Origin of the sequence: Paenibacillus whitsoniae (assembly GCF_003955665.1) — a bacterium.
GTDB classification, from domain to species: domain Bacteria; phylum Bacillota; class Bacilli; order Paenibacillales; family NBRC-103111; genus Paenibacillus_E; species Paenibacillus_E whitsoniae.
Map to the genome: position 1 here is coordinate 1 of NZ_RXHU01000126.1, position 14,032 is coordinate 14,032.

13 protein-coding genes and 8 tRNA genes are annotated in these 14,032 nt (G+C 54.2%); 15 read left to right on the plus strand and 6 right to left on the minus strand.

Annotation, left to right across the window (positions count from 1 at the left end; genetic code table 11):
• The first annotated feature begins 55 nt into the window (after positions 1-55).
• The 8 genes from EJQ19_RS30035 (at position 56) to EJQ19_RS30070 (ending at position 1,652) form a co-directional block, all read left to right on the plus strand.
• Positions 56-127 (plus strand) — tRNA-Glu (locus EJQ19_RS30035).
• Positions 128-210: 83 nt separating this feature from the next.
• Positions 211-283: transfer RNA gene (locus EJQ19_RS30040), tRNA-Val, on the plus strand.
• Positions 284-293: 10 nt separating this feature from the next.
• Positions 294-370, plus strand: a tRNA-Asp gene (locus tag EJQ19_RS30045).
• 86 nt (positions 371-456) lie between these two features.
• Positions 457-532: transfer RNA gene (locus tag EJQ19_RS30050), tRNA-Phe, on the plus strand.
• Between the two features lie 18 nt (positions 533-550).
• Positions 551-626 (plus strand) — tRNA-Thr (locus tag EJQ19_RS30055).
• Positions 627-706: 80 nt separating this feature from the next.
• Positions 707-779: transfer RNA gene (locus EJQ19_RS30060), tRNA-His, on the plus strand.
• Between the two features lie 21 nt (positions 780-800).
• A tRNA-Leu gene (locus tag EJQ19_RS30065) sits at positions 801-880 on the plus strand.
• A gap of 693 nt (positions 881-1,573) precedes the next feature.
• Positions 1,574-1,652, plus strand: a tRNA-Leu gene (locus tag EJQ19_RS30070).
• 70 nt (positions 1,653-1,722) lie between these two features.
• On the opposite strand, the gene EJQ19_RS30075 is transcribed toward EJQ19_RS30070, so the two are convergent.
• From EJQ19_RS30075 to EJQ19_RS30095, 5 genes are read right to left on the minus strand one after another with little or no spacing between them, the layout of a single operon-like run.
• Positions 1,723-2,595 (minus strand): creatininase family protein, encoded by an 873-nt coding sequence (locus tag EJQ19_RS30075; RefSeq protein ID WP_126144901.1) that lies wholly within the window; start codon positions 2,593-2,595, stop codon positions 1,723-1,725.
• Positions 2,573-3,556, minus strand: coding sequence for an aldo/keto reductase (locus tag EJQ19_RS30080; RefSeq protein WP_126144902.1), 984 nt, complete (start codon positions 3,554-3,556; stop codon positions 2,573-2,575). The genes EJQ19_RS30075 and EJQ19_RS30080 overlap by 23 nt, the downstream gene beginning before the upstream one ends.
• Positions 3,546-4,502, minus strand: a complete 957-nt coding sequence (locus EJQ19_RS30085) for an aldose epimerase family protein (RefSeq protein ID WP_126144903.1) — start codon at positions 4,500-4,502, stop codon at positions 3,546-3,548. The genes EJQ19_RS30080 and EJQ19_RS30085 overlap by 11 nt, the downstream gene beginning before the upstream one ends.
• 5 nt (positions 4,503-4,507) lie before the next feature.
• Positions 4,508-4,831: a MocE family 2Fe-2S type ferredoxin gene (locus EJQ19_RS30090; protein ID WP_126144904.1), complete on the minus strand. Its 324-nt coding sequence runs from the start codon at positions 4,829-4,831 to the stop codon at positions 4,508-4,510.
• Entirely contained in the window at positions 4,831-5,946 is a 1,116-nt protein-coding gene (locus EJQ19_RS30095) for a fatty acid desaturase family protein (protein ID WP_126144905.1), read from the minus strand. Before EJQ19_RS30095 ends, EJQ19_RS30090 begins: the two co-directional genes overlap by 1 nt.
• A 164-nt stretch (positions 5,947-6,110) precedes the next feature.
• On the opposite strand from EJQ19_RS30095, the gene EJQ19_RS30100 reads away from it, so the two are divergent.
• From EJQ19_RS30100 to EJQ19_RS30115, 4 genes are all read left to right on the plus strand, one after another.
• Positions 6,111-6,992, plus strand: coding sequence for an AraC family transcriptional regulator (locus tag EJQ19_RS30100; protein ID WP_126144906.1), 882 nt, complete (start codon positions 6,111-6,113; stop codon positions 6,990-6,992).
• Between the two features lie 127 nt (positions 6,993-7,119).
• Positions 7,120-7,851 carry a phytanoyl-CoA dioxygenase family protein gene (locus EJQ19_RS30105; protein WP_126144907.1) on the plus strand — a complete coding sequence of 244 codons (732 nt, stop codon included), beginning with the start codon at positions 7,120-7,122 and terminating at the stop codon, positions 7,849-7,851.
• A 69-nt stretch (positions 7,852-7,920) separates the two neighbouring features.
• Positions 7,921-8,769: a helix-turn-helix domain-containing protein gene (locus tag EJQ19_RS30110; RefSeq protein ID WP_126144908.1), complete on the plus strand. Its 849-nt coding sequence runs from the start codon at positions 7,921-7,923 to the stop codon at positions 8,767-8,769.
• A 38-nt stretch (positions 8,770-8,807) separates the two neighbouring features.
• On the plus strand, positions 8,808-9,743 hold the full coding sequence (locus tag EJQ19_RS30115; RefSeq protein ID WP_126144909.1) for an NAD-dependent epimerase/dehydratase family protein: 936 nt from the start codon (positions 8,808-8,810) through the stop codon (positions 9,741-9,743).
• 29 nt (positions 9,744-9,772) lie between these two features.
• Here the strand turns inward: EJQ19_RS30115 and EJQ19_RS30120 are convergent, their stop codons facing one another.
• Complete coding sequence (locus EJQ19_RS30120) at positions 9,773-10,657, minus strand: LysR family transcriptional regulator (RefSeq protein ID WP_126144910.1); 885 nt, start codon at positions 10,655-10,657, stop codon at positions 9,773-9,775.
• 114 nt (positions 10,658-10,771) lie between these two features.
• On the opposite strand from EJQ19_RS30120, the gene tkt reads away from it, so the two are divergent.
• From tkt to EJQ19_RS30135, 3 genes are all read left to right on the plus strand, one after another.
• Positions 10,772-12,799, plus strand: a complete 2,028-nt coding sequence (tkt, locus tag EJQ19_RS30125) for a transketolase (RefSeq protein ID WP_241243152.1) — start codon at positions 10,772-10,774, stop codon at positions 12,797-12,799.
• A gap of 34 nt (positions 12,800-12,833) precedes the next feature.
• A complete protein-coding gene (fsa, locus tag EJQ19_RS30130; RefSeq protein WP_126144912.1) occupies positions 12,834-13,490 on the plus strand; it encodes a fructose-6-phosphate aldolase in 657 nt (218 codons plus the stop codon).
• 61 nt (positions 13,491-13,551) lie between these two features.
• Positions 13,552-14,032, plus strand: a 481-nt coding sequence (locus EJQ19_RS30135; protein ID WP_164716832.1) for a NanQ anomerase/TabA/YiaL family protein, incomplete at its 3' end; no start/stop codon positions are given.

The window sequence follows — 14,032 nt, forward strand, 5'->3', positions numbered from 1 at the left end:
TGCCAAGCATATATAGGGAACTTTTGATGAAAGTCAAAGGTCTCTCTGCTTTTAAGGCCCGTTGGTCAAGTGGTTAAGACACCTCCCTTTCACGGAGGTAACAGGGGTTCGAGTCCCCTACGGGTCACTACCTTTCCCCACAAAGTGAAGTATTGCTATCGAAGCATATTCCGATTACTTTGCGTGGACCCCAACAGAATATTTTATCATGAACGATTAGCTCAGCTGGGAGAGCACTACCTTGACAGGGTAGGGGTCGGCGGTTCGATCCCGTCATCGTTCATTTTATGTGTGGAGCCGTGGTGTAGAGGCCTAACATGCCTGCCTGTCACGCAGGAGACCGCGGGTTCGAATCCCGTCGGCTCCGCCATTTCGCTTCAAAAAGTGAAGCTAAGCCTTGTAGTGAACTCCGATTACTTTTCGGGAACCCATGGACAGGGCAGCGACTAATAATATGGCTTTGTAGCTCAGTCGGTAGAGCAGAGGACTGAAAATCCTCGTGTCGGCGGTTCGATTCCGTCCAAAGCCACCATTTTTCAAAACTGGATGTGCCGTTGTAGCTCAACTGGTAGAGCAACTGACTTGTAATCAGTAGGTTGGGGGTTCAAGTCCTCTCGACGGCACCAGTATTACACCCAAAAAAGTGAAGATATGCTTTGTAGCAACACCGATTACTTTTTCGGGGCCTAACAATCATAGTTACATGGCGATCGTGGCGAAGGGGTTAACGCACCGGTTTGTGGATCCGGCATTCGTGGGTTCAAGTCCCATCGGTCGCCCTCTTTACAACTGAACAATGCGCGCGTATGGCGGAATTGGCAGACGCACTAGACTTAGGATCTAGCGGGCGACCGTGGGGGTTCAAGTCCCTCTACGCGCATCATAAGCAAAAAAACTCTTTAGACATTCTAAAGAGTTTTTTTATATTTTTTCGGCACATTCGTTCCTCGGAAGCTCAGGTTCCCAACTTACCTGCAAAATGTACAGGTAATTTCCCAAAAAAGGACTAAAATCTTTAAAATCATGTAAAACCTACAGCAAAATTGCGCCATCAAGCGCTTTTTCCTTGGAAATCGGGGAACAATCGGTGAATGACCTGTATGAAATACAGTATTCTTCACGAGATCCGGCTATTTTCCTAAATTTGATGTACAAAATACAACTTTACCCCAATATGAAGCCCTTCCATACACGCTGCAACTTTGTGCACGTACCCGGCTCAAACTGTGTGCCCACCGTTAAAGGGATGGAGCAGACAGTGGATCGAACCGAAACACTCACTTAGCTAGAAATGTCAATTCGGTCATGCGCGTGTCGGGTATTGAGAACATTGGCGTAGAATGCCAGGTATCGCTTGAAAAGGCAGTATCGATGTTGCCGGATCTCATTATCGTCGATGTGGCCGGCAAGAACGAGTACGAGCAGTACACCGAAATCGAGCCAACCGCCACAGTATGCGTAGAGGACACTTTCTGCCTGTACTGGGGCCTTGAAGGTACTTGCAATCCGGCCCAGAAAAAAAGTTTGCAATTGGCGAAAAAACCTGATATATTATCACTTGTCGCTAAAACAAGCCGGCGTGGCGGAATGGCAGACGCGCTCGACTCAAAATCGAGTGGGAAACCGTGGAGGTTCGAGTCCTCTCGCCGGTATCACAAACACAAAGTGGTCGAACAGAGAATTTTCTCTGTTCGACCACTTTTTTGTTACATGCTAACGTTGCTATATCTCCGCCCACCGCGAGCCCGCACGCGCGGCTCGCTGTCCCGGCCGGAGCTGGACCGTCGTCCAGCTCTCGCGTACCCCGAGCAAGCGCTGCCAGACGGCATCCGCTTGCGCCAGCGACACCGGCGGCGGCTCCGCTAGCCCCGCCGCCCAAGCCCGCAGCGCAGCAGCTTCGCGCTGCAGCGCGGCCAGGCAGGCGAGCATGATCCGCTCGCCAAGCTCCGGCGACGCCGCCTCGGCATCCGCCCCGGCGGCGAGCCGGCCGCCCGAGCCCGGCGCTGCTTCCAACGCGCGCCGGGACAAGTCCACCAGCTCCGGCCGGAGGTACAGGAGCTGGGAAATTTCATATTGACCGGCATGATCCCCGGTAAATTGGCCCTCAACCAGCTCGGGATCGCACACGACCCATACCCGAGCCGATGTGATCTGCATGAAAAGCGCAGCCGCTTTTCGCAGATCTTCCTGATTGCCGCCGCCATGACCGGTGACGACGACAATCGCCTTGAAGCCTGCGTTCACGAATGCCCGCAGTTGATACAGAAAGAACGGCAGCACCACATGCGGCGGCATGCTCGTCATGTGCGGGTTCTCTTCGCCGACGACCTCCTCCAGCCACGGGGCATGGTAGCCGGTTTCGTGGATGTGATAGCCGAGCGAAGGTGCGACGATCCCGCCGACTGTACGAGCGGCCTCCAGGCACAGCCACTCGGCTTTGATCGTATCCAGCCCGAAGGCACTGAACTGGCCGTGCGGCTCGCAGAGGCCGAGAGGCAGATAGACGATCGGGCAGTCGGCCAGCCTTCTTTTAAACTCCGCAGGAAACAGCTCCATCCACAGGACGGATTCGTTATATCCAGAATTTGGTATCATAGAAATTACGCACCCATCTGTGATATTTGCGAAGCTCATCGAAAATCTCATCCGGCAGCGGCGCTTTATCCAAAGCGGCGATGTTCTGATTGGCGTAGGCGGGTACGTGCATCGAGACAAGCGCCGTAGTAACGGCCGGGTGGTGAAGGACGAACTTGAGCGCGAGCTCAGCCAGATTGTCAGCGTAGGCAGGAATGAACTTCAGCAGTCGTTCCACGCGTTCGATATACATGCGGCGGGGGACGTAGTCGAAATAGGTTTTGCGGTAATCGCTGTCGGCGAACTGCGTATGCTCAGTCAGAAAGCCGGCCAGTCCGCCTTCATCCATCACACAGCGCGCCAGAAACGCGACGTTATGCTCTTCGCAGAACGGAATCAGGCAGTCGAGCGGCAGCGGGTCGAAAATGTTAAATACGGTCTGCACGGCATCGATTTTGCCGCTTTGTACGATTGAGAGCGCGATGTCATGGCGCTGGTCGGGAATCGAGATGCCGATGTAGCGAATCTTGCCTTCCTCTTTTAAACGCAGCAGCTCTTCCATCCAGTAATCCTTCTGGTCCCACTGAGGCCAGTATTGATGGAGTTGCATCAGATCGATGACGTCGACGCCCAGCGTTTCCAAAGACAGCTCTGTGCACTGACGCAGCCAGCCGGCAGGGTAGGCGGATTCAACGGGAATGTGCGTTCCCCACCCGATGGAACCGGGGCCTAGCGACTGCACCTTGGAGGCAATAAATGGCTTTTCACCCGTCCATTCCTTCAGCGCCTTGCCCAGAATTCGCTCGGAGTCGCCATAAGCTCTGGCGGTGTCAATAAAATTCACGCCCTGCTCCAGGCAGTTCAGCACGCTGTGAATGAGCTCCTTTTCATCGTGGGTGCCGAAGGAGCCGCCAAGCCCCATGGCCCCGAAGCCGAGTCGGGATACTTGATCCATTTCGGATCGAAACGCATTATACTGCATCCTCAGTTCTCCTTTGTATGGAAATATCGAAAAACCACTCATTGCGGCTATAGGGGGCAACACTTGCAGCTTTGTTCATCACCTTGGCCATATACACATCGTCCAGATAGCCGGTGGCAGGCTCGAGCGCGAAGGTGTAGTCCCCGTTAAAAGCGCCGTAATTCGCCCACACAGCCAAATAAGGCACCGCATTCGAATCAAACGTGTACCACAACGCTTCACCAGTCACCGGGTCAACGACGCCCGCCTTTCCTTCGGTGAGCGCCCTTTCGAACCAATACTTCTCGGCATGCCCGCAGGCGGCTTCTTCCATGACAGATAAATCTACCGCTGCAGATCCTCGTTGCACAATCGGATAAACGGAACGCCCGTAGGCGTCATCCGTCAACCGATCCCGATGCGAATACTGATATTGCACCGTATCTAAACCATGCGGAACGAGAACCTTCATCCCGGGCTCAATCGCCAACAAATTATGCGCACACCAGAGGTAAGAAAAAGCAAAAGGCGTCGGATTCCGCACCTCATATCGCGTACAAAGCCGACCCGGCTGCAAGGTGTAGGTTTTGCTCAGCACATAAGGAACTTTCACCCCATGCACCCACATGCGCAGCTGTTCGCCCTCTATCGCATACGACCAAGGGAGCGACCACACTTCGCCGTGATCCGGAAATTCGTTGCCTCGCCACGGTTCATCCGGGCAGGGACAGGCCAGAATCGTCGGGAACATTTCGTCCCAGCCTCCTCGGTCGCCGTCATCCCAGTTCATACCATAGCGGAGCGGTTCAAGGGGAACATCCGTCTGAAACACCCATTCTTTGCCCGTAACACGGCTGCTAAAAGAAACCACTTTGCCGCCCCTGCCGGGAACGAGCTCGACGCGAAGCCCGGCAGACTCTCCCACGACGCTCGGGACGCCACGGTATATCGATTCCCGCCATTGCATCGCTGTCACACCTCCAGCTTGATCCATACTTTGCCGTCGTCAACCTTAACAGGGTACGTCATCAAATGCTTGCAAGCGGGCCTTTTCTTCGGTTCCCCTGTCATATAGTTGAAACGTCCGTTATGCTTCGGGCATTCAATGATTTCACCCATGACGAGACCGTCGGACAGATGAATGTTCTCGTGGGTGCAGAACCCGTCCGTCGCAAAAAACTCTCCCTTCGCAGAACGATAAATCGCAAAGGTCCGGTTGCCAAAATCGAAGCGGATCACATCCTCCGCCTCAATATCCTCCGTTTCACAAGCTTCAATCCATTCTTGCGTTTGCATCACTGTGCCCTCCCTATTGGCCCTGCATCTTGTGTCGGCGCAGGCGGTGTCGGTTTGTATTTGTACGGCCCTGCGGTAGCCGGAAGCTGCCGTTCAATGGTGTAGCTCGGATCTGTTTTTTGGCGCAGCAGCGCATGCGTCGTTTCTTTGACCGCCTCCCAGACACTGCGATTGGCCGGCGGAAAGTCCGGCTTCAGCTCCTCGTGGAGCTTAGGCAGCGCATGGAACGGCACCATCGGAAACATGTGATGCTCAATATGGTAGTTCATATTCCAGTAGAGGAATCGGAGAACAGGGTTCATATAAATGGTACGTGAATTGAGCCGATGGTCCAGCACATCCTCATGCAGACCAAGGTGCTGCAGTAAACCGAACGTCAGCATCAGCGGCGAGCCATAGAAGGATGGAAGCACGACGAACATCGCCGGCAAAATGCTGCCGGAATACACGCAGAGCCCGATTACAGTCAGGAAAATAAGCAGATACACCCGCGATTCCCAAAACGTTTTGCGAAACTCCGATTCCGGCAAGTAAGTCCGCTGCTCGGCATCGACAACACCGAAGCAGTGGAAGAACATGCGCTTCATATCTTTCGGGCCGCCGTACAGATGGAAGAACTCCATCAGGATAATGCGCCACACGGGCGGGCGCGGTTGGGCAATTTCAGGGTCTAGGCCGACGATGTACGTGTCTGTGTGATGGCGGGTATGGCTCCAGCGCCAAGGCGTGGCGGGCCGGAGCACCAGGAAGGAAGCGAACTGGTAGATGACTTCGTTCATCCAGGGGGTCTTGAAAGCCGTGCCATGCCCGCACTCATGCCAACGTGAATCGCCGGGGGAGACGTAGAGGACGCCGTAGACGAAAAACGCAGGCAGCGCCCACCATGTCCCCCAGGAGAAGTAAGCGAGAATGCCGGTTCCAACCAACAGGAACAGCCATAGGATCGTATCGCGGATCGCGGGGCCGTTGCGCCGCTGCATCAGCTCCTTTAGCCGTTTTCTGGGAATCGGGCTGGTATACCATTCCGCAGAGGCAAGCCCTCGTTCCATCGCCCGTTCCCGTTCCGAGCCGACTAGCGAATAATCTCTGTTCTGGCGTGCTGCAGCGCCGCTCATGCACATCTCTCCTTTGACTTGACAACGTTTCCAATAAGTTGTTATATCCTCATTATAGGAGCATCGTCACACCCTGTATTTAGACCAAATCCGTAATGTAGTTGCCAAAATCGTGTTCATTTAAAACGGGCTGCTGTACAATGGTGGAAAGGAGCTGATGTTCGATGACGCAGAAACCGCTCTTCTCGTTAAGTCCCGGCGATACGCTCAGCGAGCTGCGCGATACGTATTTTCCGCCTTATATTACATTGGCGCATACCTTTAATGCCCCGGCAGGATGGGGGATCAGCCATCGCGTGCTCAAGCAGTTTCAACTGCAATACGTGCTGAGCGGCTGCGCGCAGTACACAATTGAAGGGAAGTCTTTTTTAACGCAAAAAGGGGATCTGCTTTTTCATCGACCGGGCGAACGTCACAGTGTGTCGACCATTCCTGGGGAGCCTTACGTCTGCTTGTCTCTCGTTTTCCATTTCGGCCAAAGCGCGTTTCCGATGGATGAGCTGCTGCCTGGGGCGAACGATTTAGGCAACTTTGCCTGCCATGAAGTCGAACGTAAGCTGACCTCGTTGGTCATTCACTACCGGCAGCCAGGGCTCGTGCATCAACTGCAGGCGCAGACCTTGCTGATGGAGCTGCTGCTGATGTTCAACCGGTTGGCGGGCGAGCGCAGCGTGCAGGAGGCTTCGGCGGCGCAGCGGAACAATTTTACCCGACTGGTGCTGGCGAAGAATCATATCATCGAGCATTTCGCCAAGGAAATGATGATCAAGGATCTGGAGGCGATCACTGGATTCAGCGGCGATTATCTCATTGTGCAGTTCAAGAAAACGTTCGGCATGACGCCGATCCAATATCAAATTCATCTCCGCGTGGAGAAAGCGAAGGAGCTGGCGGTGCACGAAGGGCTGACGCCGAGCGAGGTTGCGCAGCGCGTCGGGTATCGGGACATTCATACGTTCGGCAAAATGTTCAAGAAGAAGACCGGCACGAGCTTGAGCCAGTTTTGTGCGACGTTGTTTACGGAGGATTGGGACCCGGAAATCTAAGACGAAGGCGCGGTCGCTCCACGATCTGAAAATACGCTAACTTTCTCTGAGCATAAGAGAAGCTGCCGCAGCCCGTGTGTTATATAGTGAAATCAAGCTGTTAACACGCACTTGGGAGGGCTAATCTATGAGCAAGTTGACACTAGAGGAAGTTGCGCATTATAAGGAGAACGGGTATTTACTGTACGATCGGCAGCTGTTTGCGCCGGAGAAGTTGGCGGAATTGACGTCGATTTTCGAGGAGCAACTGGAGCAAAAGGGGAGCAAGCTGTCGGACGAACTGGACACGCCGCATTTTCGTGAAGAGCGGCTGCTCTCCTTTTTGCTGGCGGACGAGGTATTGGATATCGTGGAGCCGCTGATCGGGCCAAATATCGGCCTATGGTCCAGTCATTTTATTTGCAAGGATCCCTATGTGGGCAGACGAACGCCTTGGCATGAAGATTCGGCCTATTGGAAAGGGCGCGTCAGCTCTTTCGATCATATCGTGACGGTCTGGCTTGCGATCGACGACAGCACCCGGGAAAACGGCTGTATGCAAGTGATTCCAGGGACGCATCGCAACGGATTCTCGGAATATGAACGTGTAGACGGTTCCAAAAATCTGTTTGCCACACAAATTAAAAATATGGATACGTCCAAGGCTGTTCCTTTTGAGTTGAGACGCGGCACATGCTCTTTGCACGACTCGCGAATCATTCACGGCGCGGAGCCAAACACCAGCCCTTACCGCCGCTGCGGCTATACGATGCGTTATTTCTCTACAGATACGAAGGTGTACCCGGAGAAAAATCAGAACTTCAAAGTATGGCTTGCGCGGGGCAAGGACTTGGCGGGCAACAGCTACGCGAATCAATAGGGGAATGAATGCCTGGCCGGCGTCATGTGGTATAATGGAATTTATATAGAGTGAGAGGAGGCGCGCCCGATGAAACGACAGCCGGTAAGGCTTACCAACGCCCAGTTCATCGCGCCTGCCGCCTCCTACGGGTTATATCTTCAGCATATTGATGCGCATTACAGCCTGCATTGGCATGAATTTTACGAGCTTTGTTTCGTTCTTCGAGGCAGAGGCCGCAATATTGTCAATGGAACCGAGTATACGCTGGAGCAGGGAAGCATGTTCTTGCTGACGCCGGCTGATTTTCATGAGATTTTTTCTTTGCCGGGCGAGCCGATGGATTTGTACAATTTTGTGTTTTCAACCGAACTTTTGAAGGAAGATCTACGCAGCTTGATGTTTCGGCAAATGGCGCTCTATATGGCTGACATGAAGGAGAAATTTGCGGAAATTGAAGCCGAGTTCAAGTTCATGGCACAAGAGGAGAAACACGCGGAGCCAGGGTATCGCAGCATGATCCAAGGTGCGTTGGAGCGTATTCTGATGTACTTGCACCGGGCGTATAGAAAGCAGCATCAAACAGGGGATGCTTCCAAAGAAGCGGGGCCTCTCCATGAAGCCATTCAGCGGTCGCTAGTGTATATTCATCATCATTTTCGCGAAGCGCTTCGTTTGGAAGATGCGGCCCGTGAGGCAGGCTTGTCGCCGAATTACTTCAGCCAATCGTTCAGAGCGTTGACGGGAACGCCGTTTCAGACGTACCTGCAGCATTTGCGGCTCACCTTTGCCAAATCGCTGCTGGCGGCGGCCGATTTTCCGGTAACGGACATTTGCTATGCGTCGGGGTTTAACACACTGACACATTTTGAACGAGCGTTCAAAGCCAAATTCGGCCGTTCGCCGCGCCATTTCCGCAAGCCGTTGGAAGATGCGTAATGAGGCTTGGAACAGGAAGAGTCAAAGGAGGGGTAGAATTGTCTGTAATCGTGACAGGAGGGGCCGGGTTCATCGGCTCGCACCTTGTGGATGCGCTGGTTTCGCAAGGCCGTCAGGTGCATATCTTGGACAATCTGTCGACGGGTCACCTTCGCAATGTGAATCCGGGAGCCATATTCCATCATGGAGATTTGCTTGACGGCGGTTTGCACCAAGTATTTGCTGAAGCGAAGCCGGAATTTGTTTATCATCATGCGGCCCAGGTCGATGTGCAAGCTTCCCTCGCAGCTCCGCAGCAGGATGCGCAGACGAACATTGCCGGGACGCTTGCTGTGCTGGAGGCATGCCGACTGTTCGGCGTTCGGAAAATCATTTACGCATCTTCTGCGGCTGTCTACGGTTCGCCGCTTTATTTACCTGTGGACGAGGGGCATGCGATTCGCCCGTTGTCGTTTTATGGTATTTCGAAATATACGCCGGAACTGTATCTGGCGAGCTACGCCGCTCTATATGGTCTGGATTTTACAATCCTCCGCTATGCCAATGTGTATGGAGACCGCCAAAGCTCACAGGGAGAAGGTGGGGTCGTTTCCCAGTTTGTCGGCAAGCTGCTTCTCGGAGAGCGCCCCGTGATTTACGGCGACGGGGAGCAGACGCGTGATTTTATTTATGTCAAAGATATTGTAGGCGCCAATCTGGCCGCGATGACAAGGGGAAGCAGAGGCGTGTACAACATCGGCACGAATCGGCAGACTAGCGTGAACGAGCTGCTGATGGAGATGTGCGCGATCAGCGGCGAGCCGTTTGATCCGCGCTATGGACCGGCTCGGGAGGGTGATGTACTGCACAGCCGATTGAGCAATGCCGCAGCGATGAACGAGCTGAATTGGCAGCCGGCCTATTCGCTCCATAGCGGGCTTGAAGCGACGATCGCATACTATCGCGCTCAACGGGAGCAGCGGGTATTAAGATGATCGGGGTCAGGGAATCAGGTCGGACGCATTCAGCGATTCCGTTCAAGCTCGTCAACGAATGCGCTTGCGGCCATCGATAGCGGCATATTTTTGAGCGTGATAATGCCGATCTTGGTTGGGGGAATATGCGCGTCGAGATTGACTTCGTACAGGCTGCCTTCGGCCAATTCTTTGGCGACGAATTCTCTTGTGACAAACGAAACGCCAAAGCCGATTTTGGCAAATTCAATGAGCAAATCTACGCTGCCTAGCTCGATTTCCGGCTCCAGCAAGAGGTCGTTGTCGTGGAACAAGCGCGTGATGAAATTATGGGAAAAGCTGTTGCGTGAGAACAGGATGATGGGATACGTCTTCAACTTCGCGAGCGTGACTTTGTTCATCGACAGCTCACGGTATTTCGGGCCGGTGACAAAGATGTCCTGAATCGTAATGCCTTCCCGCACTTGGAGCTGTTCGTCTTCAATAGGCAGCCGGACGATGCCAATGTCGATTTTTCCCTCTTTTAACTGCTTCACGATTTCCGGGGTTGTGCCGTGCACGAGATGAATTTGGACGTGCGGATGCTGGACATGAAACGTTTCAAGAAAAGGCAGCAAATAATGCTTGCACAGCGAGTCGCTGCCGCCGATTTTGATTTCGCCGCTGGACAGCGTGCGCAGCTCCTGGAGCTTTTCTTCCGCCATGGAAATGAAGTTGTAGGCCTGTTCGATATAAGAGTAGAGGACGCTGCCTTCCTTCGTCAGCTCAACGCCCTTGGACGTGCGGCTGAAGAGGATCATGCCGAGCTGCTCTTCCAGTATTTTTATCGAATGCGAGACGCTGGGCTGTGTAAGATACAGCTCTTTTGCTGCTTTCGAAATACTGCCGGATTTGGCGGTCAGATAAAAAACTTTATACAATTCAAAATTGACCATATAGACACCCTCTATACCATGTATTGAAACTATCAATTATTTCAATGCTCTATCCCCTTATATAATAAGGAGTATAGACAGAAATAACAACCATAATGGATGGAGGTTCTTCACGTGAACGGTACGACGGTAGGAATTGAACAATTAAGCATCAATGCGATTAGAACGCTTACAATCGATGCGGTTGAAAAAGCGCAAATGGGGCACCCGGGGATGCCGATGGGGGCGGCGCCGATGGCGTATGCGCTGTGGACGCGTCATTTGAAGCACAATCCGGCGGATGCCCAGTGGGTGGATCGCGACCGCTTCGTGTTGTCGGCAGGGCACGGTTCGATGCTGCTGTACAGCTTGCTGCACCTGAGCGGCTACGGACTGACACTTGACGATATCAAAGAGTTTCGTCAATGGGGCAGCTTGACGCCAGGCCATCCGGAGTATGGCCACACAGTCGGCGTCGAAGCGACGACAGGCCCTCTTGGGCAAGGCTTTGCAATGGCGGTCGGCATGGCGATGGCGGAAGCGCATCAGGCGTCGGTGTATAACAAGCCGGGCTTTGATGTTGTGGATCACTACACATACGCAATTTGCGGCGACGGCGATCTGATGGAAGGCGTATCCGCGGAAGCGGCATCGCTCGCTGGCCACCTGCAGCTCGGCAAGTTGATCGTGCTATACGATTCCAACGACATTTCCCTCGATGGCGAATTGAACATGTCGTTCTCGGAGAGCGTCAAGCAACGCATCGAATCGTACGGCTGGCAGTACCTGCGCGTGGATGATCAGCATGACGTGAACGCGGTTGCTGATGCGATTACAGCGGCGAAAGCGGACGGGAAGCGTCCGACGCTGATCGAAGTGAAAACGACGATCGGCTACGGCTCCCCGAACAAAGCCGGCAAAGGCGGCCACGGCGGCACGCACGGTTCGCCGCTGGGCAAAGACGAGCTGCGCCTGACGAAGGAAGCGCTTGGCTGGCCATTGGAGCCGGACTTCTACGTGCCGGCTGAGGTGTACGAGCACTTCGCGCAGCACAAAGCGGCTGGCGCGCAGAAGCAAGCGAGCTGGGAGCAGCTGTGGCAAGGCTACCAGGCGGCTTATCCGGAGCTGGCGAAGCAGTTCGAGATCGCCAGCCGCGGCGAGCTGCCGGCGGACTGGAATGCCGACCTGCCTCGCTACACCCCGGAAAGCGGCGCCATCTCGACGCGCACCGCGTCCGGCAAAGCGATTAACGGCCTGGCGAAGCGCGTGCCGCATTTTGTCGGCGGTTCGGCGGACCTAGCCAGCTCGAACATGACGATGATTAGCGATGCGGGCGCATTCAGCGCATCGGATTACAGCGGCCGCAACTTCTGGTTCGGCGTGCGGGAATTTGCCATGGGCGCAGCGCTGAACGGCATGCTGCTCCACGGCGGCGTGCGCGCGTTCGGCGGCACGTTCCTCGTGTTCAGCGACTATCTGCGCGGCGCGATTCGTCTGTCGGCGCTGATGAAGCAGCCGGTGGCGTATGTCTTCACGCATGACAGCATCGCGGTCGGCGAAGACGGCCCGACGCATCAACCGATTGAGCAAATCCCATCCCTGCGGATGATTCCGGATTTGACGTTGTTCCGTCCGGCGGACGCGAACGAAACGATCGCAGCTTGGTCGTATGCGGTGCAGGCGAAAGAAGGCCCATTCGTCTTCGCCCTCTCCCGTCAGAACTTGCCGGTGCTGCCGGGGACGGATACGCTCGCTTTTGATCATATCCATCAAGGGGCTTACGTGCTATCGGATGTGGAAGGCGGGGCAGCGGCAGACGTGCAGTTGATCGCAACCGGCTCCGAAGTGAGCTTGGCCCTTGACGTGAAGAAGCAGCTCCTGCAAGATGGAATTAAGGCGCGCGTCATTTCCATGCCGAGCCGTGAACTGTTCGAGGCACAGCCGGAAGCGGTGCGGAACAGTATCGTATCGCCGGACGTACGTCGCAACGTCGTCATCGAGATGGCTTACCCGGCAGGTTGGGAAGACATTACAGGCGGCGAAGGCTTTGTCGTCGGCATCCGCAAGTTCGGGGCGTCGGCCAAGGCGGACCGCGTGATCCGTGAGTATGGTTTCAGCGCAGAAGCAATCGTAGGACAAATCAAGACGAAGTATTTCCAATAATACCCCAATAGGGAGAAAAGGCAGGGATACGTTCATGAAATTGTTTATCGACACAGCCAATGTAGAAGAAATTCGCAAAGCTCACGCACTAGGGGTGGTCGCAGGTGTGACGACAAACCCTTCCTTGATTGCCAAAGAAGGCAGAGACTTTTTTGAAACGATTAAGGAAATCATCTCCATCGTCGGCGACGTGCCGATCTCTGCGGAAGTCGTTTCCTTGAAAGCGGACGAAATGGTCGAGCAAGGCAAAAAGCTTGCAGCGCTCAGCCCGAACATCGTGATCAAGCTGCCTATGACGCTCGATGGCTTGCAAGCAACCAGCCAGTTCAGAGCGCTCGGTATTCCGACGAACGTGACGCTGATTTTCTCCTCGACGCAAGCGTTGTTGGCGGCTCGTGCGGGTGCAACGTTCGTATCCCCGTTCATCGGTCGTTTGGATGACATCAACCAAATCGGGATGAATTTGATTAAAGAAATCTCCCAAATGTTCCAAGTGCACGGTATTAAATCTGAAATCATCGCAGCGAGCGTGCGCCATTCCGCACACGTCATCGAAGCGGCACTGGCCGGTTCCCATATTGCGACAGTTCCATATAAAGTGATAGAATCGATGAGTAAGCATCCTCTGACAGATGCCGGAATTGAAAAATTCCTCGCAGACTGGGAAGGCGCTAATCAGAAATCATTCTAATGATAGTTTGAAAAGACTCGCTCTCGTGGCGGGTCTTTTTGCAAAAAGGAGCTGCTAGGCGATGATTATTAGCGATTTAACTCATTTTGAGCGGGAGCGGGTTCTGTGGCCGGCTGCCGTCGTACGAGGGATCGAGTATATCCTGGAGCGCCGTCTTGGCGAATGTGAGCCGGGGCGCTACGATCTGGAGGGCGACAACGGCCATCTCATGTACGCCAATGTGCAGGAAGCGCAAACGCGTCCGAAAGCGGAGCAGCTGCCGGAATCGCATCAAGTGTACACGGACATCCAGTTCCTCGTGAGCGGTGAGGAGCGACTGTGCTTCTACAAGCTGCACGAAGGCGCCAAAGTGATCGATGATAAGTTCGAGACGCATGATGTCGCATTTTATGAAAATGAAGGGATGCCGGAGACGGACATCTATCTGGGGCCAGGCATGTTCGCGGTGTGCTTCCCGTCGGACATTCACCGTCCGAACTGTATGGTCACGGAGAGCCGTGTGAACAAGAAGATTGTGGTGAAAATCCATCGGGACCTGCTGG